Source organism: Silvimonas sp., assembly GCF_031291215.1.
In the GTDB taxonomy this organism is placed as follows: domain Bacteria; phylum Pseudomonadota; class Gammaproteobacteria; order Burkholderiales; family Chitinibacteraceae; genus Silvimonas; species Silvimonas soli.
In genome coordinates this window covers 43,677-66,421 of sequence record NZ_JARLJK010000066.1, presented here as the reverse complement: position 1 = coordinate 66,421, position 22,745 = coordinate 43,677, and the positions used below count along the sequence as shown (strand labels likewise).

The 22,745-nt window shown below is 56.5% G+C and carries 23 protein-coding genes; 15 read left to right on the top strand and 8 right to left on the bottom strand.

All coding sequences use genetic code 11. The annotated features are described in order from the left end of the window. Positions 1-12: 12 nt before the first annotated feature. Positions 13-1,635 carry a GMC family oxidoreductase gene (locus P4L78_RS08280; RefSeq protein ID WP_309327566.1) on the bottom strand — a complete coding sequence of 541 codons (1,623 nt, stop codon included), beginning with the start codon at positions 1,633-1,635 and terminating at the stop codon, positions 13-15. 13 nt (positions 1,636-1,648) lie between these two features. Beyond that, entirely contained in the window at positions 1,649-2,179 is a 531-nt protein-coding gene (locus P4L78_RS08275) for a sorbitol dehydrogenase family protein (RefSeq protein ID WP_309327565.1), read from the bottom strand. Positions 2,180-2,651: 472 nt separating this feature from the next. Here P4L78_RS08275 and orn point away from each other — a divergent pair, with 472 nt between their 5' ends. The 7 genes from orn (at position 2,652) to P4L78_RS08240 (ending at position 8,209) form a co-directional block, all read left to right on the top strand. Further along, positions 2,652-3,221, top strand: coding sequence for an oligoribonuclease (gene orn / locus P4L78_RS08270; RefSeq protein ID WP_309327563.1), 570 nt, complete (start codon positions 2,652-2,654; stop codon positions 3,219-3,221). Between the two features lie 92 nt (positions 3,222-3,313). After that, complete coding sequence (locus P4L78_RS08265; RefSeq protein WP_283150388.1) at positions 3,314-3,814, top strand: CinA family protein; 501 nt, start codon at positions 3,314-3,316, stop codon at positions 3,812-3,814. Beyond that, positions 3,811-4,386, top strand: a complete 576-nt coding sequence (locus P4L78_RS08260) for an MFS transporter (protein ID WP_283150387.1) — start codon at positions 3,811-3,813, stop codon at positions 4,384-4,386. The genes P4L78_RS08265 and P4L78_RS08260 overlap by 4 nt, the downstream gene beginning before the upstream one ends. A 52-nt stretch (positions 4,387-4,438) precedes the next feature. Next, positions 4,439-5,305, top strand: coding sequence for an Hsp33 family molecular chaperone HslO (hslO, locus tag P4L78_RS08255; protein WP_283150386.1), 867 nt, complete (start codon positions 4,439-4,441; stop codon positions 5,303-5,305). A gap of 294 nt (positions 5,306-5,599) precedes the next feature. Next, entirely contained in the window at positions 5,600-6,568 is a 969-nt protein-coding gene (locus P4L78_RS08250) for an ABC transporter substrate-binding protein (RefSeq protein WP_283150385.1), read from the top strand. Positions 6,569-6,577: 9 nt separating this feature from the next. Further along, complete coding sequence (locus P4L78_RS08245; RefSeq protein WP_309327562.1) at positions 6,578-7,408, top strand: ABC transporter permease; 831 nt, start codon at positions 6,578-6,580, stop codon at positions 7,406-7,408. A 3-nt stretch (positions 7,409-7,411) separates the two neighbouring features. Continuing rightward, the gene (locus P4L78_RS08240; RefSeq protein ID WP_309327561.1) at positions 7,412-8,209 is read left to right on the top strand and encodes an ABC transporter ATP-binding protein; all 798 of its coding nucleotides are present in this window, start codon (positions 7,412-7,414) and stop codon (positions 8,207-8,209) included. A gap of 66 nt (positions 8,210-8,275) precedes the next feature. Here the strand turns inward: P4L78_RS08240 and P4L78_RS08235 are convergent, their stop codons facing one another. Beyond that, positions 8,276-8,920, bottom strand: coding sequence for a DUF924 family protein (locus P4L78_RS08235; protein WP_309327560.1), 645 nt, complete (start codon positions 8,918-8,920; stop codon positions 8,276-8,278). A gap of 327 nt (positions 8,921-9,247) precedes the next feature. Between P4L78_RS08235 and trpS the strand changes: the two genes are divergently transcribed. Both trpS and P4L78_RS08225 read left to right on the top strand, forming a co-directional pair. Next, positions 9,248-10,270 (top strand): tryptophan--tRNA ligase, encoded by a 1,023-nt coding sequence (gene trpS, locus P4L78_RS08230; protein WP_309327559.1) that lies wholly within the window; start codon positions 9,248-9,250, stop codon positions 10,268-10,270. A 656-nt stretch (positions 10,271-10,926) separates the two neighbouring features. After that, complete coding sequence (locus tag P4L78_RS08225) at positions 10,927-12,093, top strand: NAD(P)/FAD-dependent oxidoreductase (protein WP_283150380.1); 1,167 nt, start codon at positions 10,927-10,929, stop codon at positions 12,091-12,093. Positions 12,094-12,154: 61 nt separating this feature from the next. On the opposite strand, the gene P4L78_RS08220 is transcribed toward P4L78_RS08225, so the two are convergent. From P4L78_RS08220 to P4L78_RS08210, 3 genes are all read right to left on the bottom strand, one after another. Beyond that, entirely contained in the window at positions 12,155-12,688 is a 534-nt protein-coding gene (locus tag P4L78_RS08220) for a cytochrome b (protein ID WP_309327557.1), read from the bottom strand. Between the two features lie 116 nt (positions 12,689-12,804). Then, positions 12,805-13,605, bottom strand: a complete 801-nt coding sequence (gene dapB / locus P4L78_RS08215) for a 4-hydroxy-tetrahydrodipicolinate reductase (protein ID WP_309327556.1) — start codon at positions 13,603-13,605, stop codon at positions 12,805-12,807. A gap of 24 nt (positions 13,606-13,629) precedes the next feature. Further along, the gene (locus tag P4L78_RS08210) at positions 13,630-14,106 is read right to left on the bottom strand and encodes an outer membrane protein assembly factor BamE (RefSeq protein WP_283150377.1); all 477 of its coding nucleotides are present in this window, start codon (positions 14,104-14,106) and stop codon (positions 13,630-13,632) included. 147 nt (positions 14,107-14,253) lie between these two features. On the opposite strand from P4L78_RS08210, the gene fur reads away from it, so the two are divergent. The 3 genes from fur (at position 14,254) to P4L78_RS08195 (ending at position 16,178) form a co-directional block, all read left to right on the top strand. Further along, entirely contained in the window at positions 14,254-14,670 is a 417-nt protein-coding gene (gene fur, locus P4L78_RS08205; RefSeq protein ID WP_283150376.1) for a ferric iron uptake transcriptional regulator, read from the top strand. Between the two features lie 61 nt (positions 14,671-14,731). Further along, complete coding sequence (gene aat / locus P4L78_RS08200) at positions 14,732-15,433, top strand: leucyl/phenylalanyl-tRNA--protein transferase (protein WP_309327553.1); 702 nt, start codon at positions 14,732-14,734, stop codon at positions 15,431-15,433. 1 nt (position 15,434) lies between these two features. Further along, a complete protein-coding gene (locus tag P4L78_RS08195; protein WP_309327551.1) occupies positions 15,435-16,178 on the top strand; it encodes an arginyltransferase in 744 nt (247 codons plus the stop codon). 115 nt (positions 16,179-16,293) lie between these two features. On the opposite strand, the gene P4L78_RS08190 is transcribed toward P4L78_RS08195, so the two are convergent. Then, on the bottom strand, positions 16,294-18,321 hold the full coding sequence (locus P4L78_RS08190; RefSeq protein ID WP_309327549.1) for a M3 family metallopeptidase: 2,028 nt from the start codon (positions 18,319-18,321) through the stop codon (positions 16,294-16,296). Between the two features lie 186 nt (positions 18,322-18,507). Between P4L78_RS08190 and P4L78_RS08185 the strand changes: the two genes are divergently transcribed. Further along, positions 18,508-19,071 carry a gamma carbonic anhydrase family protein gene (locus P4L78_RS08185; RefSeq protein WP_309327547.1) on the top strand — a complete coding sequence of 188 codons (564 nt, stop codon included), beginning with the start codon at positions 18,508-18,510 and terminating at the stop codon, positions 19,069-19,071. A gap of 78 nt (positions 19,072-19,149) precedes the next feature. On the opposite strand, the gene P4L78_RS08180 is transcribed toward P4L78_RS08185, so the two are convergent. Continuing rightward, positions 19,150-20,040, bottom strand: a complete 891-nt coding sequence (locus tag P4L78_RS08180; RefSeq protein WP_283150371.1) for a hypothetical protein — start codon at positions 20,038-20,040, stop codon at positions 19,150-19,152. An 825-nt stretch (positions 20,041-20,865) separates the two neighbouring features. Here P4L78_RS08180 and P4L78_RS08175 point away from each other — a divergent pair. Then, complete coding sequence (locus tag P4L78_RS08175) at positions 20,866-20,958, top strand: potassium-transporting ATPase subunit F (protein WP_283150370.1); 93 nt, start codon at positions 20,866-20,868, stop codon at positions 20,956-20,958. Further along, a complete protein-coding gene (gene kdpA / locus P4L78_RS08170) occupies positions 20,955-22,742 on the top strand; it encodes a potassium-transporting ATPase subunit KdpA (protein WP_309327546.1) in 1,788 nt (595 codons plus the stop codon). Before P4L78_RS08175 ends, kdpA begins: the two co-directional genes overlap by 4 nt. Positions 22,743-22,745: the final 3 nt, after the last annotated feature.

The following is a 22,745-nucleotide window of genomic DNA, read 5'->3' as shown; positions in this document are numbered from 1 at the left end:
GTGTCGGATTCCTCAGGTGCTGGATTTGCCCAAAGCGTGCTTGAGCGTATCGGCAATGCGCAGCGAGAGCGCGGCAATGGTCAGCGTGCAATTCACACTGCCGGCTGAGGCCATTACCCCACTGGTGGCCAGATACAGGTTCGGGTGGTCGTGCGCCCGGCAGTCGCCATCCACCACCGAGTCCTTGGGATTCTTGCCCATGATCACCGAGCCCATCAGGTGATTGTTGGGGGCGAACTCATCGTGGAACTCGATTTCCTCGCCGCCAAACAGGGCGGCGATTTTGGCGTAGGACTCGTGCGTATGTTCGGCGCTGCGCTTGGTGTAATCGCCAATTTTGTAGGTGATCTCCATACGTGGCAGACCCAGCGGATCTTTCTGGTCAGACAGCACCAGCCGGTTTTCCGGCTCCGGCAAAATGTCGTGAAAGCTGTTGATGTTCACCATATGCGCAGCGCGGCGGCGGATTTCATCATCCAGCGCTTTACCCACCAGACCCATAGACAACGCTTTGGCTGTCGCAGCACGGGTTTGCGACTGGTTGTTCAGATGCAGCTTTTTGCTGGCCCACTCGCGGCGAAAATCTCCGTCACGATGATCCACAATCGAGGTTAACTCCATCGGCCCGCGCCCCGGCCACAGTGGCTCGTTGGCGATAAAACTCACGCCGGTGCCCGGGTGATCCATCAAATTGCGACCGACTTGATCTGAACTGTTGGCCAGCCCGTTGGCAAACTTCTCGGTCTTGGACATCAACAGAATCTTGGCGGATTCGAGCGCGTTGGCGGCCAGCACAAAATACTTGCCAGTGACCCGATGGCTATTGCCGTCCGGGTCTTTGTAATTGGCGGCAATGATATTGTCGTGAGCGTCCACTTCCAGCTTGTACACCACGGCATTGGTCAGCAGTCGCGTGCCAGCGCGCTCGGCTTTGGCCACATGGACGATGCCGCTATACATGGCGGCAATGGGGCAGATCGGCATGCAGTTGTTATTGCCACAACAGGTCGGGCGCTGATCGTAGGGCTGGCTGTTACGGGCGACCGGTTCGGATACCAGCTTGAAACCGTTGGCGTTCAACACATCGTGAAAGCGCTGATCGTTGTATGACAGCGGCAGGTGATCCATCGGATACGGTTGCTTGCGTGGCGAGCCCAGATCGGTGCCATCGTTGGGGCCGGATACGCCCAGTTCCAGTTCTGCCCGGTAATACCACGGCTCCAGATCGTCATAACTGATGCCCCAGTCCCGCCCCACGCCGTAGACCTCTTTCATGTGAAAGTCACTAGGCAAAAAACGCCAGGCCGAAGCTGCCCAATGCCAGGTGGTGCCGCCGACCACGCGCAGATATTGCGAGGCGTAGGATTTGGCGTCTGGCCCTTTCAGAATCAGATAATTATTGTCCGGGCCGTATTCCGGATGTGGCGCGTGTTTTGAGGCGGGGTAGGGGCGCTGGTTGTCATCTTTATTGGCGCCGTTGCGATAGTTCTCGACAATGCGCCAGCGCTCAAGCCGTGGGCCAGCTTCCAGCATGATCACCGACGCACCAGCGCTGGATAATTGATGAGCCACCAGCGCGCCAGCTACACCGGAGCCGACCACGATCACATCGGCAGACAGGTTTTCTTCACTCATGTTGATCCTCGGGTCAGACCAATGGCGGTTTGGCCGACCAGTACAACGGCGCGGCGTGACAATAAGATGGCGGGGCAGTGGCGTCTTTGACCGGGTCGAACATCAAGGCGTCGGCATAAGTGATGACCACCGCATTGGCGCCTTCACCCACCACGCCGGTATACCAGGCACCAATAATGGAATGCAGCGTCTTGGCCAGTTCGGGCTTGTTCTGGTCCAGCGCGGTGGCTAATTCATCCACGCTGTGCAGGCTGTTGGTCTGGGCTTCGCCCGCAATCTGCATGACCTTGTCGGCAAAGTTATTGTCCTGGGCGCCCAGCGCAGAGAAGAAGCGCTGCGCGATGCCGGCATCCAGCTGTTTGCGACCAGTCAGTAGCTGCGAGAGATTCAGAAACGCCGCGCTTTGCGGTGTGGTGTCGGCAAACACGCGCCGCACCAGGCTACCGGAAAAAGTCAGCGCGCCCAGCGTAATCCCGGCGGCGAGCAGCAGGCGCCGCCGTTCGGGTTGGGGCGGACAGGACTGCGCATCAGCAAACAGCTTCATGCAACCTCCATGAACGCGATGATCGGGCTGACATTGCTATCAGACATCGCGCCAAACGATCACTGCGTTGGCCAAACCGGACAAGGCGCAGTGGTGTGTTGATCAGGACTGCGGGTATTTCGGCGTTGCAGGTAATGCGTGCTGATTGCCAATGGGCTGATGGTTTATTTGCAGTCAGCCAGCGTGGCGGGGTGGTGACTGCAAAGTGTCTTGGGGTCGAGGTGTTCTCACAAGCATCGGTGCGCCGCAAATCACGTAGGATTTTGCTGACGCAGCATGCTTGCCATGCACCTTCTTTCTTGTTGATGGTCCTGTCATTGTCAAGTAAGCCAGGCTGCGGCAAGCAAATAAGCCGGTCGTTCGGCAAAGTTGGGCATATCGCGTGGGGAGTTCGGCGGCGCGCTGCGGGGCGGCTGAAGGTGGATGCGCTATAATGCCGATCAACTATTTAATTGGCAGACAGGAACACACAATGGCACAAGATCCGAACCATCTGCTCTGGCTGGACATGGAAATGACCGGGCTGGATCCAGATAACGACCGCATTATCGAACTGGCCATCGTGGTGACTGACAGTCAGCTCAATATCGTTGAAGAAAGCCCGTCCTGGGCGGTGCATCAGCCCGATTCCGTGCTCGACGCCATGGATGACTGGAACAAGGGCACGCATGGCCGCTCCGGTCTGATCGACCGCATCAAGGCATCCACCCTGACCGTGGCCGACGTGGAGCGCGAGGCGCTGGCGTTTGTGGCGCAATACGTGCCGAAAAGTGCTTCGCCGATGTGCGGCAACTCCATCTGCCAGGATCGCCGTTTTATGGCGCGCGGCATGCCCGAGCTGGAAACCTGGTTCCACTATCGCAATCTGGATGTCTCCACCCTTAAAGAACTGTGCAAGCGCTGGCAGCCCGAGATTCATCGCCAGTTCAAAAAGCAGGGCAAGCACACTGCTTTGGCCGACATCCATGAGTCGATCGAAGAACTGAAGTTCTACCGTGAACACTTCTTGCGAGTGCCGAGCGCACCGCTGGTAGTGGATTAAGCCCATACGAGATTGAGTGATTGGCCCGCACCACGCGGGCCAATGTTTAACAACTCGTTCCAGTCTGCATTTTCAGTCGCATTGAAAAAACCATGTCCAGCGCCATTTATCCCACTTACGAATTAGCCGAAGAACTGGGCCGCCTATTGCTGGCTCGCGGTCAAAGCGTCACCGCAGCCGAATCCTGCACCGGCGGTTTGATCTCCGGGGCGATTACCGATGTACCCGGTTCCAGCTCCTGGTTTGAGCGCGGGTTTGTCACCTACGCCAACAGCGCCAAGATCGACATGCTGGGTGTGCCGCCAATGTTCCTCGAACAAGTGGGCGCGGTGAGCGAGCCAGTGGTCGCAGCCATGGCGCAAGGTGCCGTTGAAGCGGCGCAGGCGCAGTGGGCGGTGGCGGTTTCTGGCGTGGCCGGGCCGTCCGGCGGTTCGCCAGAAAAACCCGTTGGCACGGTCTGGTTTGCCTGGGCGACGCCGTTTGGTATTGAAACCGAACGCAAGTTGTTCAGTGGCGACCGGCAAGACGTGCGCGGTAAAACAGTGGTGTACGCACTCAAGACGTTGATCGAATTTATCAAGGAAACCGCATGACCACGGTCGTGGTAGTCCGTAAAGGAAACGAGGTGGCCATTGCCGCCGACAGCCAATCCACTTTTGGTGAAACCCGTCTGGGTGCCGGACTGGATGCGCATTGGAATAAGATTTTTGAATCGCATGGCGGGCATTTCGCCATTTCGGGCAGCGCCGCCCATGATCTGGTGCTGCAAGCCGTGCTCAAAAAACCGAAGACGCTGGATTTTTCCAGTCGCCCGGCCATTTTTGAGAGCTTTCGCAAGCTGCATTCTAAATTGAAAGATGATTACTTCCTCAAAACCGATGAGGAAGAGAACGACCCGTATGAATCCAGCCAGATGACCGTATTGATGGCCAATCCGCATGGTATTTACGGGATTTTCAGTTTGCGCGAGGTCTATGAGTACGAGCGCTTCTGGGCCATTGGCAGCGGTGCCGATTACGCCCTGGGCGCGATGCACTCACATTACGACAACCCGGAACTGGGTGCGGCAGACCTTGCCCGAATCGGGGTGGAAGCCGGTTGTGCTTTTGATGTGAATTCGTCATTACCCATGACCAATTACACCGTCAAGCTAGCCAAACGCTGATCAAGTCTGACTGGACGGACATCGGCAGAACGCAGGAACTCAGGAACACACCATGCAAGACATTCTGGAACGCTTTGTATTTGAAGAAGCCCCGGTGCGCGGCGAAATCGTTCAGTTGCACGACACCGTGAACGAGGTCATGAGCCGCCATAACTACCCGCCGGTATTGCAAAAACTGATTGGCGAATTGATGGCAGCCGCATCGCTGCTGTCAGCCACACTCAAGTTTGAAGGCACCATGATCATGCAGCTACACGGCTCCGGCCCGGTAAAGCTGATCGTGGTGGAGTGCACCAGCGAAATGACGCTGCGCGCCACTGCCCGCTGGGATGGCGACGTGCCGGACGTGGCGCTGGGCGACTTGCTGGGTAAAGGCAAGTTTGTGATCACGCTGGACCCGGACGAAGGCGAAACCTATCAAGGCATCGTGGCCTATGAACCGGGTCAATCCGTGGCGCAGATCATCGAGCATTACATGCAGCACTCCGAGCAACTGGAAACGCGCATGTGGCTGACCAGCCAGCATGGTGGCGCTGCCGGTTTGCTGGTACAGAAAATGCCCGCCGGTAAAGGCGATGCTGATGCGTGGGAACGCGTGCAAAAGCTGGCCGAAACCATTACCGACGAAGAACTGCTGGGCCTGACTCCGCGCGACGTGCTTTATCGGCTGTTTAACCAGGAAATCGTGCGCGTGTTCGATCCGCAAACCCCGCGCTTTGCCTGCACCTGCTCGCGTGAACGCGTTGGTGGCATGCTCAAGATGGTAGGGCGGGAAGAAGTGGAAAGCGTGATCGAAGAACGCGCCAAGGTCGATGTCACTTGCGAATTCTGTGGCAAGGAATACGAGTTCGACGCCGTAGACGTGGCGCAGCTGTTTGCTGGCCCCGCCGCCGTGCCCGCCGGGCCGCAAGTGCACTAAATAATTATTGATTTGAATGACAGAAACGGGCGCCCCATAGCGCCCGTTTTTTATTGCCTGAGCCGGTGAGCGTTGTGCAAATTGCGACGGGCTGGCCATCACATTCTGCGAAATTGGCGTAGTTCAGCCACAATGGTTACATGCATTTGTTGTGCTCGCGCCCTGCATCTCCAAGCCAGGCTGCGGCACAAGTCCATGAAGTAGCAAGTTTTTAGCCTGGAAAGCAAGGAGCCTGGCAGTCAACATCGCCAGCCCGGTTTTCCGTTGTTGATGAACCTGGTTACGGAGTGACGCATGAAAGCATGCTGGATTCTGGCTGGCGCCTGCAGTTTGTTGATCAGTGCTCTGGGACACGCAGACGGTGACGTGATCCGCTTGGGCAATCTCAAGTTTGCCCACTACGGCGCCATCTCCTACATGAAAGAAATCGCACCCAAATGCGGGATCAAGATTGAAGAGCGCATGTTTGCCAAGGGGCTCGATATCATCCCGGCGATCATGGCGGGGGAGATTGACGTCGCTGCCAGCGCTGCGGATGCCGCCATTGCCGGGCGTGCCAGCGGCGCGCCGATTTATGCTGTAGCCGGTTTTGCCAAAGGCGGCGCACGCATCGTGGTGGCGAAAGATTCACCCATCAAAAAAATGGCGGATTTCAAAGGCAAAAAAGTCGGCGTGGCCCGTGGCGGCGCGCAGGAATTGCTATTGCTGGCTGAACTGGCCAAAGTCGGTTTGAGCTGGTCTGACCAGCCGGGCAAAGACGTGCAGATTGTTTATCTGCCCTTTGCCGATCTGAACCAGGCGCTCATGCAAAAGCAGATCGACGCCATGGCGCAATCCGAGCCGCAAGCGTCCCAAGCCATCAACAAAGGCTTTGGCACTGAACTGCTCAAGCCTTATGACACGCCAATGGGTGAGCCCATCCGCACGCTGGTGATGACCGAGAAGTTCTACAACAACCGCGCGCTGGCGCAAAAATTCATGCAATGCTTTGTGCAGTCCACCAAGGTCTTTATGGACGATCCCAAGCTGGCCGAGAACTATGTGCGCACCAATATGTTCAAGGGGCAGATTACGGCGGACGATTACCAGGATGCCATTGCCAATTCGCCGTTCGCCTACGAACTGACTACCGAGCATATCCAGACCACCACCGACTTCATGGTGAAGTATGGCGTAGGGCGCATGGCCAAGCCGCCGGTGGCCAAAGACTGGGTCAAGCTTGATCTGCTGGACCAGGCCAAAAAATCCCTCAATGTGAAATAAGGCGTGCCCGTGGCTGAATCGAAACTGCGGATCGGGTTGCGTGGTTTGTGGGTCCCGCTGGCGCTGCTGGTGGCATGGCAAAGTGCCGCAATGCTGGGCTGGGTGAATGCGCAGGTGTTGCCGTCGCCGTGGCAGGTGCTGGTGCGCTGGTCGGCTTATCTGGCGCCAGCCGCGCCCTTTGATCCGGCGCAAGGCGGCAAGCTGGCCTGGATTTTTTCTGGCGAGTTGATTCACGACGCCATGGGTAGCCTGGGCCGGGTGATCAGCGGCTTTGCCATTGGCGCGGTGCTGGCGTTGCCGCTGGGTTTAGCCATGGGCGCCAGCCAGCGCGTAAATGACTGGTTTAATCCGCTGATCCAGTTGTTGCGGCCCATCCCACCTATCGCGTATATCCCGCTCTCTATCTTGTGGTTTGGTCTGGGCAACCCGCCCGCCATCTTTCTGATTGCCATTGGTGCGTTCTTCCCGATTCTGATGAACACGGTAGCGGGCGTGCAGCATGTGGACGAAATCTACTTACGGGCGGCGCGCAACTTGGGCGCAGACCGTTACACGCTGTTTACCCGGGTGATCATGCCTGCCGCTACGCCGTACATCCTTTCTGGCGCTCGCATCGGCATGGGTACGGCGTTTATTGTGGTGATCGTGGCGGAGATGATCGCGGTGAACAACGGACTGGGCTTTCGCATTCTGGAAGCACGCGAGTATTTCTGGTCGGACAAGATTATCGCTGGCATGTTCAGCATTGGCCTGATCGGGTTGGCGATTGATACGGTGATGAGCCGCCTCAACCAGCATCTTTTGCGCTGGCATCGCGGGCTGGAACGGGACAGGGGATAACTGATGGCCGCTGAGACGCAAATCCGCATCCAGCAAGTCAGCAAGGTATTTAGCTCGGCTGGCGGTGACGTGCTGGCACTGCAGGATATCAATCTGGATATCCCGGCCGGGCAGTTTGTCTGCTTGCTGGGGCCATCCGGGTGTGGCAAATCTACGCTTTTGAACGCGGTAGCCGGGTTCTCGCTGGCGACTTCCGGCGCAGTATTGGTGGATGACGTTGCGGTCACAGACACCGGGCCGGATCGCGGCATGGTGCTTCAGGAGTACGCGCTGTTTCCGTGGATGACGGTGGCGCAGAACATCGGTTTTGGTTTGCAGATACGCAAAACACCCGCCGCCGAGATCACTGCCACCGTGGATCGGTTACTGGATACGCTCAAGCTGACCGAGTTTAGGGAGCGCTTCCCTAAAGATTTATCGGGTGGCATGCGCCAGCGTGTGGCCATCGCCCGCATTCTGGCGCTGGATTCGCCCATCATGCTGATGGATGAACCCTTCGGCGCGCTCGATGCACTCACGCGCCGCAGCTTGCAGGACGAACTTCTGAAGATTCACGCCACATGGCGCAAGACCGTGCTGTTTGTGACGCACAGCATCGAAGAGGCAATTTATCTGGCCGACCGGATTGTGGTGTTGTCATACCGGCCCGGCACAGTGAAGCTGGATGTGGCAGTGGATCTTCCGCGCCCGCGTGATCCCAGCGCGGAAGGCTTCAATGCGCTCAAACGACAGTTGTCGGAGGTGGTCATGCACGAACAGGCCCGACATCAGGATGATGAGCTGCGCGGGATTACATCGTAGGGTGGATTCGGCGCAGCCAATCCACCTTGGGGCCAATATCCAGCATCAAATGGGTCGCTGGCCGCGTTAAAACCCGCTACCCGGTTTGGCCAGGTGCGCCAATTCCGCAGGCGTATTCTCGCGCTTCAATATCGCGTTTCGATGTGGAAAGCGCCCAAACTCCTCAATCACCGCATGATGGCGCACGGCATAGTCGTAATAGCCTTGCATGACTGGGTCATCTTTCCAGTGCTGCATCAGCGCCACGCAGCGTTGCTGGTCCGGCAAATGTTCGGAGTGTTCCAGCGGCAAATAACAGAAAACGCGCTGGATCGGGGCAAGTTGTTGATCCCAGCCGCGTTCAATAACCAGCTGTGCCCAGTGGCGGGCACGCTCATCAAAAGCAAAGGCCTTCGTGGTACCGCGATATAAATTGCGCGGAAATTGATCCAGCAAAATGATCAGTGCCAACGCACCACTGGCATCTTGCGCCCAGCCATCCAGCTTGCCCTTGCCAGCATCCACCAATGCGGACTGAAAATGTCGGCGAATGGCGTGGTCGAACATGTCGTCGGCCTGAAACCACACTTTGCGCGGCTGGCCGAAATCGGGGTCATCCGGACAGCCAAACCAGAAGGCCAGTACGGTAGCGGGCGTCACCGCATGCGGGCGGCGGCCGGATTTTACTTTGCCTTCCGGGCTGGCGCGGTGAATCAGCGGGGCGTCATTCATTCGTTCACTCCAAAAGGCAGCCAGACAAATGCTGCGATGCTACTGGCATGCAGGATACCGCCTCTGGCCGGTTGCGGCCAAAACTCACGCCACATGCCAGCCCGGCAAACTTGACCCGACAGCGCGATGCGGTAGACTTGCGCGATGATTTTTTACCACGAACCGCATCCTTCTTACCATTGGTGGCGCTGCAGATAAGGCAGCACTGCGGTTACGTCCAGATCACACCAGATATGTTCAAACCCGGAGTCTGCCATCAGGCCGCACCGGGTTTTTTTATGGGCGCCCAGCACCAGGCATGGGCCGCCGCTTAGCCGGAGATTTGCAATGTCTGCCCCAACTGTAACTTCCAACGACATCATCCTGACCGGCGATCGCACCACCGGTCCTTTGCATTTGGGTCACTTTGTCGGCTCGCTGCAAAACCGTGTGCGCCTGCAGGATGTCTGTAAACAATATCTGTTGCTGGCTGATGCCCAGGCGCTGACCGATAACATGGGCAATATCGCCAAGGTGCGCGACAACGTCATTCAAGTGGCGCTGGATTACCTGGCAGTGGGTATTGATCCGGCCAAAAGCACCATCTTTATCCAGAGCCTGGTGCCGGAACTGACCGAACTATTCTCGTATTATTTGAATCTGGTCACCGTGGCGCGGCTGGAACGCAACCCGACCATCAAAGACGAAATCAAACTGCGTGGTTTTGAGCGTGATATCCCAGCCGGGTTCATGACATATCCGGTGGCGCAGGCTGCTGATATCACTGCGTTCAAGGCCACGGTGGTGCCGGTCGGCGCGGATCAGATCCCGATGATCGAGCAAACCAATGAAGTGGTGCGCAAGTTCAACGCCAGCGTAGAGGCTGAAATTCTGGTGGAATGCCGCGCTTTGGTGCCGGAAAACGGCTCACGTTTGCCGGGTATTGATGGCAAGGCCAAGATGTCCAAATCGTTAGGCAACTCGCTCACGCTGGGCGCCAGTGCCGACGAAATCAGCAAAGCCGTGAAGATGATGTACACCGACCCCAACCACCTGCGCGTAGCAGACCCTGGCCAAGTGGAAGGCAATGTGGTGTTCACCTATCTGGATGTGTTTGATACCGATATTGAAAAGGTTGCCGAATTCAAAGCGCACTATCAGCGCGGTGGCTTGGGCGACAGCGTGATCAAACGTTACCTGGAAGAACGTCTGCAAGCGCTGCTGGAGCCGATCCGTACTCGTCGCGAAGCGCTGGCTGCTGATCCGGCTGCGGTGATGGAAATTCTGCGCCAGGGCACCGACAAGGCGCGTGAGCAAACCGCAGCGACGCTGGATGCGGTGAAGCGGGCGATGGGGATTGTTTATTTTTGAGTGAGGTTGTGGCTGTTTTGTTGGGTGGGTTAGCTGATGAGGCGTAGCTCACCCTGCAGAGCCGTTTGTTGTTGAATGGATGGTTGTAGCCCGGATGAAACGTAGTGAGAATCCAGAGAGCTATGTTTCAACGGAGCGCTGTTTGTCAGTGCCTTCGGCACGGTGTTGAAAGGCATTTGATACCCGGTGGTGACCGGGAGCACGTTTCTTTTCTTTGCGTCGCCAAAGAAAAGAAACCAAAAGAAAGGCGACCCCGCTGCCGCAAGGGGGCCCAACGTCAAAAGCCGAAGCAAACCGTCTGTTTGCTTAAGTTCTTTGCGCGGCTCCGCCGTTCCCTTGGTTGGCCGGAGCCTAAGGTCTCCGGCTCTCGGTCGGCGTGGTTTGCATAACGGTATGCCTAGGTCAGATGCAAGAGCAAGAGCGCCAGCTCTTCGCATCCCAACTACCTCGTCATTCCCGACCTCGGCGGTCCCCTTGGCGGGAATCTTGTGCACTGGTGGTTGCCCGCAGCGGCAACAATAAACAGGCACTGCCCGCCAACAGAGGTGTGTTTTCCGTCCCTTGGTACTACCTCCCCGCATTTGGCAGCCACCAAACGCATCAAACCGGCCATAACCATTTAAAATCCCACCCTTACTCCAACAAGGCCAAGCTTCATGCCAGCATGTGACGTAGTCGTAGTAGGCGCAGGTGCCGCCGGCATGATGTGTGCGGCCACTGCCGCCCAGCGTGGTCGCAAGGTGCTGTTGATTGATCACGCCACCAAGCTGGCCGAGAAAATCCGGATCTCGGGCGGCGGGCGCTGCAATTTCACTAATCTGGATGCGCGCCCCGAATGTTATCTCTCGGAAAACCCGCATTACGTGAAATCAGCGTTGGCGCGGTATACGCAGCACGACTTCATCAAGCTGATGAATCGCTACCAGTTGCGTTATCACGAGAAAACGCTGGGTCAGTTGTTTTGCGATGATGGCTCGCAAGCCATTATCGATATGCTCAAGGCCGAGGTCGACGCCGGTGGCACGATCTGGCGAATGGGCACCGCGGTGCTGGCGGTGCATCAAGTGGACGGTGGTTTTGAGGTGGAAACGGCCAGTGAAACCTGGCGATGCGCTTCGCTGGTGGTCGCCAGCGGTGGCTTGTCGATTCCGCAGATTGGCGCGACCGCTTGGGGTTATGAAGTCGCCAAACAGTTTGATTTAGGCATCGTGCCGACCTTTGCCGCGCTGGTACCGCTGACTTTCCAGCCGCAAGATTTGTGGACTGAACTGGCGGGCGTGGCGATTGATGATGTTGAAGTCAGCTGCGGCAAAGGGCGCTTTCGCGAGGCGATCTTGCTCACGCATAAAGGCGTTTCCGGCCCGGCGATTTTGCAGATATCTTCATACTGGCGGGCGGGCCAGCCGATTACCATCAACTTGCTACCCGATGTGGACGTTGCGGAATGGTTGGCTGAAGCTAGCCGTGATGCACATCTAGTGACCGTCTTGTCAGAACGCTTGCCGCGCAGTTTTGTGCAGGCGTTTGTTGCTCGCTGGGGGCAGAACTTGCCGCTCAAGCAATACAGTCCCAAGCAATTGGCGAGCCTGGCGCCGGCTTTACAAAACTGGCAGATCATCCCTTCTGGTTCAGTGGGCTACAAAAAAGCCGAGGTGACGCGCGGCGGGGTGGATACACGGCAGCTGGATTCAAAAACCATGATGGCCAAAGCGGTGCCTGGTTTGTACTTCATTGGCGAAGTGGTAGATGTGACCGGCTGGCTGGGCGGTTACAACTTTCAGTGGGCGTGGTCGTCCGGCTTTGCTGCAGGCAGCGCGGCTTGATCATGTTGGACAACAAAAAAGGCATCCTGCGGGATGCCTTTTTTGCGTCTGCGAGTGCGGCTTAACGCAAGCGCATGCGGCTCAACACACCGTCTTTGACCACAAACTGATGCCACAAAGCAGCCAGAATATGCACTCCAACGAGGTAATAAACCGCGTTGCCGATAAATTCATGCACTTCTTTAACCGGGCTACGCAGGTCCGGGTTGGCGGCAATCAGATGCGGCAGGGTGAGGCCAAAAAAGGAAATCTCGCGCCCACCTGCCTGTACAAAGATGATCCCGGCCAGCGGTAAAGCAAACATCACCGCATACAACACCAGATGCAACACACCTGAGGCGAGCTTTTGCCAGGTTGGGCCGGGCAGAGCGGCGGGCACGGGTTGGGTAAAGCGCAGGTACACGCGTACTACTGCCAACAACAGCACCAGTTGCCCGGCGGTCATATGCACCAGTGCCAATGTGCTGCGTAACGGGTCGCCTTTGGGAACAAAGCTGCGGATCTCAATTGCCGCGAGTGCTACGACGAAGAGTAAAAAGATCAGCCAGTGTAGTGTCACCAGGCCCGGGGAGTAACGGCTTTGACGGATAGCCATGAACGGGAATTCTCCAGATTTGCAGGTGGCATGATAGTGCGACCGAAGGGCTTAACCTTTGCTTAACAACAATGCAAATGGCCCAACCGGTAAGGGTTGGGCCATTGATGTGTTTGTTAGCGCAAACCAAGCACGTCTTGCATATCGAACAAGCCGGTGGGCTTGTCCGCCAGAAACCGCGCGGCGCGTAATGAGCCTTGAGAGTAAATGATGCGGCTGGATGCCTTGTGGGTAATCTCAACCCGCTCGCCCATGCCTGCAAACACCACCGTGTGATCACCCACCACGTCGCCGCCACGCAATGTGGCAAATCCGATAGAGGATGGATCGCGTTCACCGGTAATGCCTTCGCGGTCGTACACGGCGACTTCTTTGAGATCCCGGCCCAAGGCGCCGGCAACCACTTCGCCCATGCGCAGGGCGGTGCCGGAAGGCGCATCCACCTTCATGCGGTGATGCATTTCGACGATCTCGATGTCGTAACCGGTCGCCAGAGACTTTGCCGCGACTTCCAGCAACTTGAAGACCAGGTTCACGCCCACGCTCATGTTCTGGGCGTAGACAATTGAAATATCTTTGGCGGCGGCGCTGATTTCATCTTTATCGGCTGGCTCAAAGCCCGTTGTGCCGATCACCACACTCACACCGTGTTCGCGGCAGACCTTGAGGTGTTCCAGCGTGGCTTGCGGGCGTGTGAAGTCGATCAGCACGTCGGCGTGCGCCAACGCTTGCAGATCATCAGTGATCAGGACGCCGGACGTTTTGCCCAGGAAGGCGGTCGCATCCTGGCCCAAGGCCGGGCTGCCTGCGCGATCAAGCGCCACGGTCAGTTGGCAATCCGGTGCCGCGCTAACGGCTTCAAGCAGCATGCGACCCATACGTCCGCTGCTGCCGGCAATGGCGATCTTCAAAAACATGGTTTTACGTATTCCACAAAGCAATTACTTGAGCGGTGCGACATCCACTGCAGAAGCTGCCGAAGCGCGCGCTACTGGCGTTGCGGATGACAACGCAGCGGCAGCAGCAACGGGTTCGTCCAGTGCCATTGGCGCGCTGGCGCCATCGGTGCCCAGCTTGATCAACTTGGAAGCGGGCAGGGTTTCGCCTTCCCAGCTCTTGAGTTTGTCACCCTCGAACTCCACGTGGAAGGTAAGCTTCTCACGCAGCTTGCCGCCCTTGGCATCGCTGTAGATATAGTCCCAGCGATTGGCGTGGAAAGGATCGGTCAGCAGTGGCGTGCCCAGTACGAAACGCACTTGCGTACGCGTCATCCCTTCTTTGAGCTGTGCGACTTGATCTTTGGTGACCTCATTACCCTGTGGAATATCCAGTTTGTAGGGAGTGAGAATGTTGCCGATACTGCAACCGGCCAGCACTGTGGCGGTACCGATTGCTAAGAGAAATGGTTTGATATGCATGCGTCTTTGCTGTTTCACAACGTGGGTCGGTTGGAGCGGGTGCGGCAAACGCTATATCATAACCTGTTCTTGCTGCTTGCCGCAGCCGCCAGGTGCAACTTGTGATTTGCACCGGGTCGATGACCTAAACTAACGACGGGGTACACCATGAGTTCTGCCGCTGATTTGAAAGGTATGGGGCTGAAAGCCACCGGTCCCCGCCTGCGTATTCTCAATCTTTTCGAAACCAGCCCGCAACGCCATCTGACCGCAGAAGATGTCTATCGCCTGCTGCTGAATGAAAACATTGATATCGGCCTGGCCACGGTTTACCGGGTGCTGACCCAGTTTGAACAGGCCGGGATTCTGGTTCGCCATCACTTTGAAACCGGCAAAGCCGTGTTTGAAATGAATCAAGGCGGTCACCATGATCATCTGGTTTGCCTGAAGTGCGGCAAGGTAGAAGAGTTTTGCGATCCGGAAATCGAGAAACGCCAGGACGCCATTGCGCTTAAGCACAATTTTGAAATCCAGGATCACGAAATGTATCTGTACGGTTTGTGTGCCGATTGCCGCATCAAGTAAAAACCTGCATCGATAACCTGACCGTTTATCAGTTGTACCGTTGTATCGGGGGAGGGCGCGGGTGATCGGCTGGCTGGATGACACTGAGCGCTTTCCGCCATTGCAGCACGCGCTGCGTGAGCCCAATGGTTTGCTGGCAGCGGGCGGCGATCTATCTGCGCCGCGCTTGCTAGCCGCCTACCGGCAAGGCATTTTCCCTTGGTATATGCCGGGCGAACCCATCTTGTGGTGGAGCCCGGATCCGCGCATGGTACTCATCCCTGCCGCGCTGCATGTCCCTGTTTCTTTAGGTAAAACACTGCGCAATAAGCCTTATCGCATCACCTTTGATCAAGCCTTTGATCAAGTCATGCAAGGCTGCGCCGCACCGCGCCAAGGCGAAGACCTGACCTGGATCAGCGATGAAATCCGCGGCGGTTATGGCCAGTTGCACGATTTGGGCTATGCCCACAGCGCCGAATGCTGGATGGATGGCGAGTTGGTCGGCGGCCTCTACGGCGTTGCCATCGGCAATATGTTTTATGGCGAATCCATGTTTGCCAGCCGACCCGATGCGTCCAAGCTCGCCTTTGTGCATCTGGTTCAGTATTTGCAGGCGCAAGGATTTGGCATGATCGATTGCCAGATGCATACTGAACACTTGGCGCGCTTCGGTGCGAGCGAGATCGAGCGCAGTCTGTTTATAGAAAATCTGACCCGGCTGACTGCCGCACACCGAGAACCGGGCCGCTGGCAATACGATTTCCATAATCCGGGAAGCTGATATGAATCCGCGTGGCCACACGCTGCAGCTGCAGTTTTACGCGACTACTTCTTATCCGTGCAGCTACCTGCCCGAGCGCATGGCACGCTCGCAAGTAGCGGTGCCCTCTGAACTGATTGATGCCAGGACCTACAGCCAACTTGTGCTGCATGGTTTTCGGCGCAGTGGCCAGTTTGTTTACCGTCCGCATTGTGATCATTGCCAAGCGTGCGTGCCAGTGCGTATCCCCACTGCCGACTTCACGCCAGATCGCGCCCAGCGCCGGGCGCAGAAACTGCATGGCAATCTCAAAACCCGTTTGTTGGGACTGGAATATTCCGAGGCGCATTTCCAGTTGTATCAGCGCTATCAACTGGTGCGCCATGCGGGCGGTGGCATGGACCAGGATAACCGCGAGCAATACGAGAATTTCATCCTCAAAAGTAACGTCGCCAGCTTTCTGGCCGAGTTTCGTGACGATACGGGCGTGCGCATGGTCAGCCTGATCGATCAACTGGATGACGGTTTGTCGTCGGTTTACACGTTTTACGATCCGGATGCTGTGGGCGCCAGCTTTGGCGTGTTCAATATCCTGTGGCAAGTGGGCCTGGCCCGCCAGCTTGGCTTGCCGTATCTGTACCTGGGATACTGGATCGAAGACTGCCGCAAGATGGCTTACAAGACGCGCTATCAACCGATGGAAGGGCTGGTCAATGGGGAGTGGCAGCGGTTGGCTGATTTGCCAGCGGCCACGAAAACGCGTTGACGGTCTGACGCCGGTGCCTCGGTCCACACAAATATCGTCGGACGATGGTTAAACAAAAAAGCCTGGCAATGCCTGGCTTTTTTGTTTGCAGTAGAACCAGAGCCGTATCGCCGCTTTAACTAGTCAGCCCGTTATGGCGCAGCAGTGCGTCGGTTTGCGGTGCACGACCACGGAAGGCGATGAATGACTCCAGCGCTGGCCGACTGCCGCCACGCGCCAGCACTTCCTGTCGGAAACGCGCGCCGGTTTGCGGGTTCAACACGCCGGATTCTTCAAACGCGGCATAAGCATCCGCCGACAGCACTTCCGCCCATTTGTAGCTGTAATAACCGGCAGCATAACCGCCAGCAAAGATATGGCTGAAGCTATTGGGGAAGCGGTGATATTCCGGCACGGCCGGGGCGTCGAATTCGGTCAGCAGCTTGAAGTAGCGCTGCAAAGCTTGCGGACCGACCGTATCCATATGCAGCTCCATATCGAAAATGGAGAACACAATCTGGCGGATCATGCCGGTGCCAGAGAGGAAGTTCTTCGCCGCCAGCATTTTCTCAAACAGCGGCTCGGGCAACGATTCCCCGGTTTCCACATGTTTGGTCAGTTGCGGCAGCAGTTGCCATTCCCAGCAGAAGTTTTCCATAAACTGGCTTGGCAGTTCAACCGCATCCCATTCCACGCCGTTAATGCCGGACACATCACGCTCGTCCACCTCAGTCAGTAAGTGGTGTAAAGCGTGGCCGGTTTCGTGGAACAGTGTGATGACGTCATCGTGCGGCAGCAGCGCGGGTTTGCCATCCACGCCTTGGGCAAAGTTGCACACAATCAGCGCGACTGGCGTTTGCACGCTGCCATCCGGCAACAGATGACGGCTGCGCACTTCGTTCATCCACGCGCCGCCTTGCTTGCCTTCGCGCGCGTACATATCCATATACAGGCCGCCAACCAGGCTGCCATCCTTGTTGCGCAATTCGAAATAGCGCACATCCGGATGCCAGACCGGCGCTTCGGCCGCCACAAATTGCAGGCCGTATAGCGTTTCGACCAGATGGAACAAACCGGCGATAACGGTCGGCTCGGTGAAATACTGTTTTACTTCTTGTTCGGAGAACGCATAACGCGCTTCGCGCAGTTTTTCTGCAACAAAGGTTTGATCCCACGATTCCAGCGTATCCAGGCCAAGTTCATCCTGGGCAAAGCGCAGTAGTTCAACGCGATCAGCCTGCATGAATGGCTTGGCGCGATGGCCCAGATCACGCAGGAAATCAAGCACTTCAGCCGGGGAATCGGCCATTTTGGTGGCCAGCGATTCTTGACCGAAATTGGCAAAACCCAGCAGTGCTGCGGCTTCCTGACGCAGGGTATGGATTTGCTCGATCAGGGGCGAGTTGTTCCATTCATCCTTGCCAAACTCAGCCGCGCGCGTGGCGTACGCCCGATACAGCTTTTCCCGCAGCGCACGGTTGGTGGCGTATTGCATGACCGGAAAATAACTCGGCATTTTCAGCGTGAGCATGTAACCGGGTTTGTCGTCGGCTTGGGCCGCAGCACGAGCGGCGGCGAGGTTATCTGCAGGCAGGCCATCAAGCTCTTTGGCGTCATCAATAAACAGCGCAAATTCGTCAGTGGCATCCAGCACATTTTGCGAAAAGCGCGTGGTCAACTCGGACAGCTTTTCGGCGATCTCTTTAAAACGTTCTTTCTGGGCGGCTGGCAATTCGGCGCCAGACAAGCGGAAGTCGCGTAGCGCATGGTCAATCACCACGCGGCGCGCTTCGGTAAAAGCGGTATATTCCGGGCTGGCAGCAATGGTTTTGTAGTGCGCGTACAGCGCCTCGTTCTGTGCCAGTTCGGTAAAGAAATTGGAGATGCGCGGGATATTGCCGTTGTAGGCTTCACGCAGTTCCGGCGTATTGACCACGCTTTCCAGGTGCCCGACGGTGCCCCAGGCGCGGCCGAGGTTTTCCAGCGTTTGATCCAGCGGCACCACAAAACTGTCCCATGTCGGGTTAGTCAGCACTTCTGCCGCTTTTACGGCTTGGGCCGCTGCGTGCAGCAAGACATCCAGCGCGGGGGTGATATGTTCCGGGCGGATTTCGGCATAACGCGGCAGGCCGGAAAAATCGAGCAGTGGATTGGTTTGGGTCATAGGTGGACTCGTCTAAAATGTCTGGATCATGAAATGCGTTGGCATTGCGTCGATAGGTTAGATGGAACCGGCCATGCTGGTTGCCACTCGAACCCACCGGAACTGTGTCTGGATTGGCTGATTTGTTAGCGGGTAACTAGATAGCCTAGATGTACGCGCCTCGAACAATTATCAAGCGAGAATTGCATGGCAGTCGAAAATTTTGAGTCTTATGAGCCGCTGGTTCCGTCGACAGCGTGGGTACATCAGTCCGCACAGGTGATCGGCGAGGTCACGCTAGGCCAGAACGCATCCGTATGGCCGGGCGCGGTGGTGCGTGGCGACGTGAACTTTATCCGCATTGGCGACGATAGTAACGTGCAGGATTGCAGTGTGCTGCATACCACCCACCGCCGCCCGGAAGACCCGGAGGGCGCGCCCTTGATCATTGGCGATCGCGTGACTATTGGCCATGGCGTAATGCTGCATGGCTGTACGATCGGCAACGAATGTTTGATCGGGATGGGATCAATTGTGCTGGATCGCGTAGTGGTGCAAGACCACGTCATGCTCGGCGCCGGCTCATTGGTGCCACCAGGCAAAGTGCTGGAGTCAGGCTATCTATATGTAGGCAGCCCCGCCAAACAGGTGCGACCACTGACTGCGCAGGAGATCGCCCACTTTGCGTACTCGGCCCAGCACTATGTGAAGCTGATGCGTAAATATCATCTGCGGGATTTGAGTACGGTGCGGGATAAGGAACACGGCTAGACCGTTTTTTAGTTGTGCCCAACAAAACAAAGGGAACCTGCGAGGTTCCCTTTGCTTATGCGCGCTCTCTAATCGAGCTTATTGCAGTGGCAGTTGCATCCACAAATACGCTTGGCCTGGAACACGAAGAACCGTAATCAGATTTTTGCCATAAATCGGCGCGCTCTGGGTGCCTTTATTGACGACGTCAATGGTGGCCAAGCCGGTATAGGACGTGCCATAAACAAGATGGCAAGCTGCCGACTGGGCCACAGTCAATGTGACGTTGAAAATGTTCTTCTTGCTGCTTGGATCAACTAGCGTGATGGTGCCCGAGTAATTACAAACGCCGACGGAACCCGATGTCACCGTGGTACCAGTGAACGAGCCATCTTGGGCCACGATAACTTTGGCTGGAAAACCGTCACCCCAAGTGCCTGCCACGCTTGCTGCAGTTGTTGCGAGTGCATTGGCCGGTGCGTAGGTATCAAAAACAAACGAAGAGCCCGCAGCAGTATCGGTTAGCGAAGTTTTTGCAACAAACGTACCGCCATCATTGAATGCAGTGACGTTGCCAGATGCCAGTTGTTCGGCAGGCGAGGCCACCCAATTGGTGCCAGCCGGAGTTGCCGTGCCACTCCAGTAGGTGTTTGACGTGCTGTCAATCGCCACGAACTTGCCATCAGGCGCGACGATAGCCAGACGCGGATTGGATGAAGTGGAGAGTGAACTCTTCCAGTACCCCTCAAAGCCATTGCCGACCGCAGCGGTAGAGCCCGCATCTGGCGCGCTCAGGCTAGGTGGTTGAGGCTGCGGGGTTGGAGTCGGCGTAGGGGCCGGAGTTGGTGTTGGCGCAGAAGTTGGCGTCGGCGTTGGAGTCGGCACTGCGGAATTCTGTGCAGGCGAACTGCTGTCGCTACCGCCACCACCGCCGCAAGCGGCCAATGCCAAAGAAAGTGCGATCCCGCTCAGTGCGAGTAGTTTGTTCATCTCGGTCCCCGATTAATTTATGTGATGTGAAATTTTGAAAACGGGAGAGATTGTAAACAATGTAAGGAAACAGAGCGCCATCTTGCGTTGGTAGATGTAATTTCCAGACTGTAAGAATTTTTAAATGACTCTGCTCTGGCCATTAATTTGGTGAGTCACATTAGAAGACGATGCAAATTACGTAGGGTGATGAGCTGGAGCGCTAAAGGATTGTTTTGTTAACGCAATGATTTATAACAAAAAAATAATAATTTTTAGAAAAATAGAGCATTAGTAAAAGATGATATTTGCGCAGCAAAATCTCATCGGCGGTTATTCAAAATTTGCCCGGTAACCTTGAGTGTTTTGTAATTTTTAAAATAAAGTTAATGCTTTCGTTATTTGTAATAATTTACCCCCGCGTTTTGCTAATGTCTTGAATTTAAGGGATTTCTAATATTTCTGCCGTCCGCCGATGAACGGCAGGTCTGTGTGTCGCGATGTATCGTAATGGATACAAAATTAGCGTGTAAATCCAGCGGGTTGCGAATCATTCGTAGTAAAAGTCTGTTCTGACGTATCAAACCTTTCCTGCCGCTCAATCGAGCAGCCTGTTCTTCCCGCTGGTTTCCCCCGTTTACACAATTTTTACACCCATCCCCACAAGCTTTACCCGCCCTTTATCTCCCTCTCCCTACAGTTCACGGTGTCCAAAAGCCCTCAATCCGTGGGGCTATAACCCGCAAGGAGAAAACACATGGACGCTGTGTATCTGCTCCTCATCATCGTCTTTGGTGCGGCGATACAGGGGCTGGCAGTTTTCTGCAGGCATCTGGAGGCACGCAAATGAACTGGCTGTATTTAATGGCAACAGTAGTGTTCGTGCTACTGCTGGTCTATCTCGTTTACGCGCTGTTTAACGCGGAGGACGTGGCATGAACTCCTCTCCCGTGTTTCAGACCGCGCTGTATCTGGTGGTGTTGTTTGCGCTGGCATGGCCGTTGAGCCGCTTCCTGGCGACGGCGCTGGATGGCAGCTTGTCGCAACGCTTTGCCTGGTTGGGCCGCTCCGAGCGTGCCTTGTGCCGCGTTATTGGCGCCAATCCGGATGAAGACATGCCGTGGTGGCGTTATGCGCTGGCGCTGATCGTGTTCCATCTGATTGGCGGCTTGTTTGTCTACGCCCAGCAGCGCCTGCAAGGCGGCTTGCCGTTGAACCCGGCCAATATGGGTGCGGTTAGCCCGGACTCATCGTTCAACACGGCGGTGTCGTTCCTGACCAATACCAACTGGCAGGGCTACAGCGGTGAATCCACCATGAGTTATCTGACCCAGATGCTCTCGCTGGCCACGCATAACTTCATGTCGGCGGCGACAGGTATGGCGGTGGCGATTGCGTTTATCCGTGGCTTTGTGCGCCGTAAAGCGGGTGGTGTGGGTAACGCATGGCTGGATCTCTATCGCTCCACCGCTTATATCTTGCTGCCCATCTCCCTGGTGTTTGCCGTGTTCCTGGTGGGGCAGGGCGTCATCCAGAATTTCGATGGCTACAAAGATGTGAAGCTCACCGAAGCGGTCGCGTATCAAATCCCCAAGACCGGCGCTGATGGTCAGCCAGTGAAAGATGCCAAGGGCAACCCGGTGATGGTCGATGCCAAAACCGACGTGCAGACCTTGCCGATGGGGCCGGTGGCTTCGCAAGAAGCGATCAAGATGCTGGGGACCAACGGTGGCGGCTTCTTTAACGCCAACTCGGCCCATCCATACGAGAACCCGACGCCGCTATCCAACTTTGCGCAGATGCTCAGCATCTTTTTGATCCCGGCGGCGCTGGTGTTCATGTTTGGCCGCTGGGTCGGCGATACCCGCCAGGGGCTGACTTTGCTGGGTGCCATGACGTTGCTGTTTGTGGCCATGGTGGGCGTTGAATACTGGGCAGAAATCACCGCCAATCCGCTCCTCACGCATCTGGGCATGGATGGCAGCGTGGGCAATATGGAAGGCAAGGAATCGCGCTTCGGGATTGTTGCCTCGGCGTTGTTTACGGTGATTACCACGGCCGCCTCCTGCGGTGCGGTCAACACCATGCATGACTCGCTGATGCCAATGGGCGGTCTGGTGCCAATGTGGCTGATCAAACTGGGCGAAGTGGTGTTTGGCGGCGTGGGCGCTGGTCTGTACGGCATGCTTATTTACGCCATCCTGGCGGTGTTCCTGTCGGGCCTGATGATTGGCCGCACACCGGAGTATCTGGGCAAGAAGATCGAAGCGTTCGAGATGAAGATGGTGGCCATTGCCATTCTGGCAACGCCGTGTCTGATTCTGGGCGGGACGGCGTTATCGGTGATGCTGGATGTGGGTAAAGCCAGCATGGCTAACCCTGGGGCGCATGGCTTCTCGGAAGTGCTGTACGCGTTTGCCTCGGCGGCCAATAACAACGGTTCCGCATTCGCAGGCTTGAACGCCAATACGCCGTACTACAACACCATGCTGGCGATTGCCATGTGGTTTGGCCGCTTCACCGTGATCATTCCGGTGCTGGCCATTGCCGGCAAGCTGGCTTCCAAGCCGCGGCTGGCGGTGACTTCCGGCACCTTGCCTACGCACGGCCCGCTGTTTGTGGCCTTGCTGGTTGGCACGGTGGTGATTGTGGGGGCGCTGACGTACATCCCGGCGCTGGCATTGGGGCCGGTGATTGAACATCTGCAATTGTTCGGTCATTGACCG

Excerpts from the sequence above, each read along its gene's own strand:
- P4L78_RS08265 (WP_283150388.1), top strand. The coding sequence starts at position 3,314 with ATGTCCAGCGCCATTTATCCCACTTACGAATTAGCCGAAGAACTGGGC.
- P4L78_RS08175 (WP_283150370.1), top strand. The coding sequence starts at position 20,866 with ATGAACTGGCTGTATTTAATGGCAACAGTAGTGTTCGTGCTACTGCTG.
- P4L78_RS08250 (WP_283150385.1), top strand. The coding sequence starts at position 5,600 with ATGAAAGCATGCTGGATTCTGGCTGGCGCCTGCAGTTTGTTGATCAGT.
- P4L78_RS08260 (WP_283150387.1), top strand. The coding sequence starts at position 3,811 with ATGACCACGGTCGTGGTAGTCCGTAAAGGAAACGAGGTGGCCATTGCC.
- kdpA (WP_309327546.1), top strand. The coding sequence starts at position 20,955 with ATGAACTCCTCTCCCGTGTTTCAGACCGCGCTGTATCTGGTGGTGTTG.
- P4L78_RS08210 (WP_283150377.1), bottom strand. The coding sequence starts at position 14,106 with ATGCATATCAAACCATTTCTCTTAGCAATCGGTACCGCCACAGTGCTG.
- P4L78_RS08275 (WP_309327565.1), bottom strand. The coding sequence starts at position 2,179 with ATGAAGCTGTTTGCTGATGCGCAGTCCTGTCCGCCCCAACCCGAACGG.
- P4L78_RS08240 (WP_309327561.1), top strand. The coding sequence starts at position 7,412 with ATGGCCGCTGAGACGCAAATCCGCATCCAGCAAGTCAGCAAGGTATTT.
- P4L78_RS08195 (WP_309327551.1), top strand. The coding sequence starts at position 15,435 with ATGAATCCGCGTGGCCACACGCTGCAGCTGCAGTTTTACGCGACTACT.
- P4L78_RS08185 (WP_309327547.1), top strand. The coding sequence starts at position 18,508 with ATGGCAGTCGAAAATTTTGAGTCTTATGAGCCGCTGGTTCCGTCGACA.
- P4L78_RS08220 (WP_309327557.1), bottom strand. The coding sequence starts at position 12,688 with ATGGCTATCCGTCAAAGCCGTTACTCCCCGGGCCTGGTGACACTACAC.
- P4L78_RS08235 (WP_309327560.1), bottom strand. The coding sequence starts at position 8,920 with ATGAATGACGCCCCGCTGATTCACCGCGCCAGCCCGGAAGGCAAAGTA.
- fur (WP_283150376.1), top strand. The coding sequence starts at position 14,254 with ATGAGTTCTGCCGCTGATTTGAAAGGTATGGGGCTGAAAGCCACCGGT.
- trpS (WP_309327559.1), top strand. The coding sequence starts at position 9,248 with ATGTCTGCCCCAACTGTAACTTCCAACGACATCATCCTGACCGGCGAT.
- P4L78_RS08180 (WP_283150371.1), bottom strand. The coding sequence starts at position 20,040 with ATGAACAAACTACTCGCACTGAGCGGGATCGCACTTTCTTTGGCATTG.
- hslO (WP_283150386.1), top strand. The coding sequence starts at position 4,439 with ATGCAAGACATTCTGGAACGCTTTGTATTTGAAGAAGCCCCGGTGCGC.
- P4L78_RS08225 (WP_283150380.1), top strand. The coding sequence starts at position 10,927 with ATGCCAGCATGTGACGTAGTCGTAGTAGGCGCAGGTGCCGCCGGCATG.
- P4L78_RS08190 (WP_309327549.1), bottom strand. The coding sequence starts at position 18,321 with ATGACCCAAACCAATCCACTGCTCGATTTTTCCGGCCTGCCGCGTTAT.
- P4L78_RS08280 (WP_309327566.1), bottom strand. The coding sequence starts at position 1,635 with ATGAGTGAAGAAAACCTGTCTGCCGATGTGATCGTGGTCGGCTCCGGT.
- orn (WP_309327563.1), top strand. The coding sequence starts at position 2,652 with ATGGCACAAGATCCGAACCATCTGCTCTGGCTGGACATGGAAATGACC.
- dapB (WP_309327556.1), bottom strand. The coding sequence starts at position 13,605 with ATGTTTTTGAAGATCGCCATTGCCGGCAGCAGCGGACGTATGGGTCGC.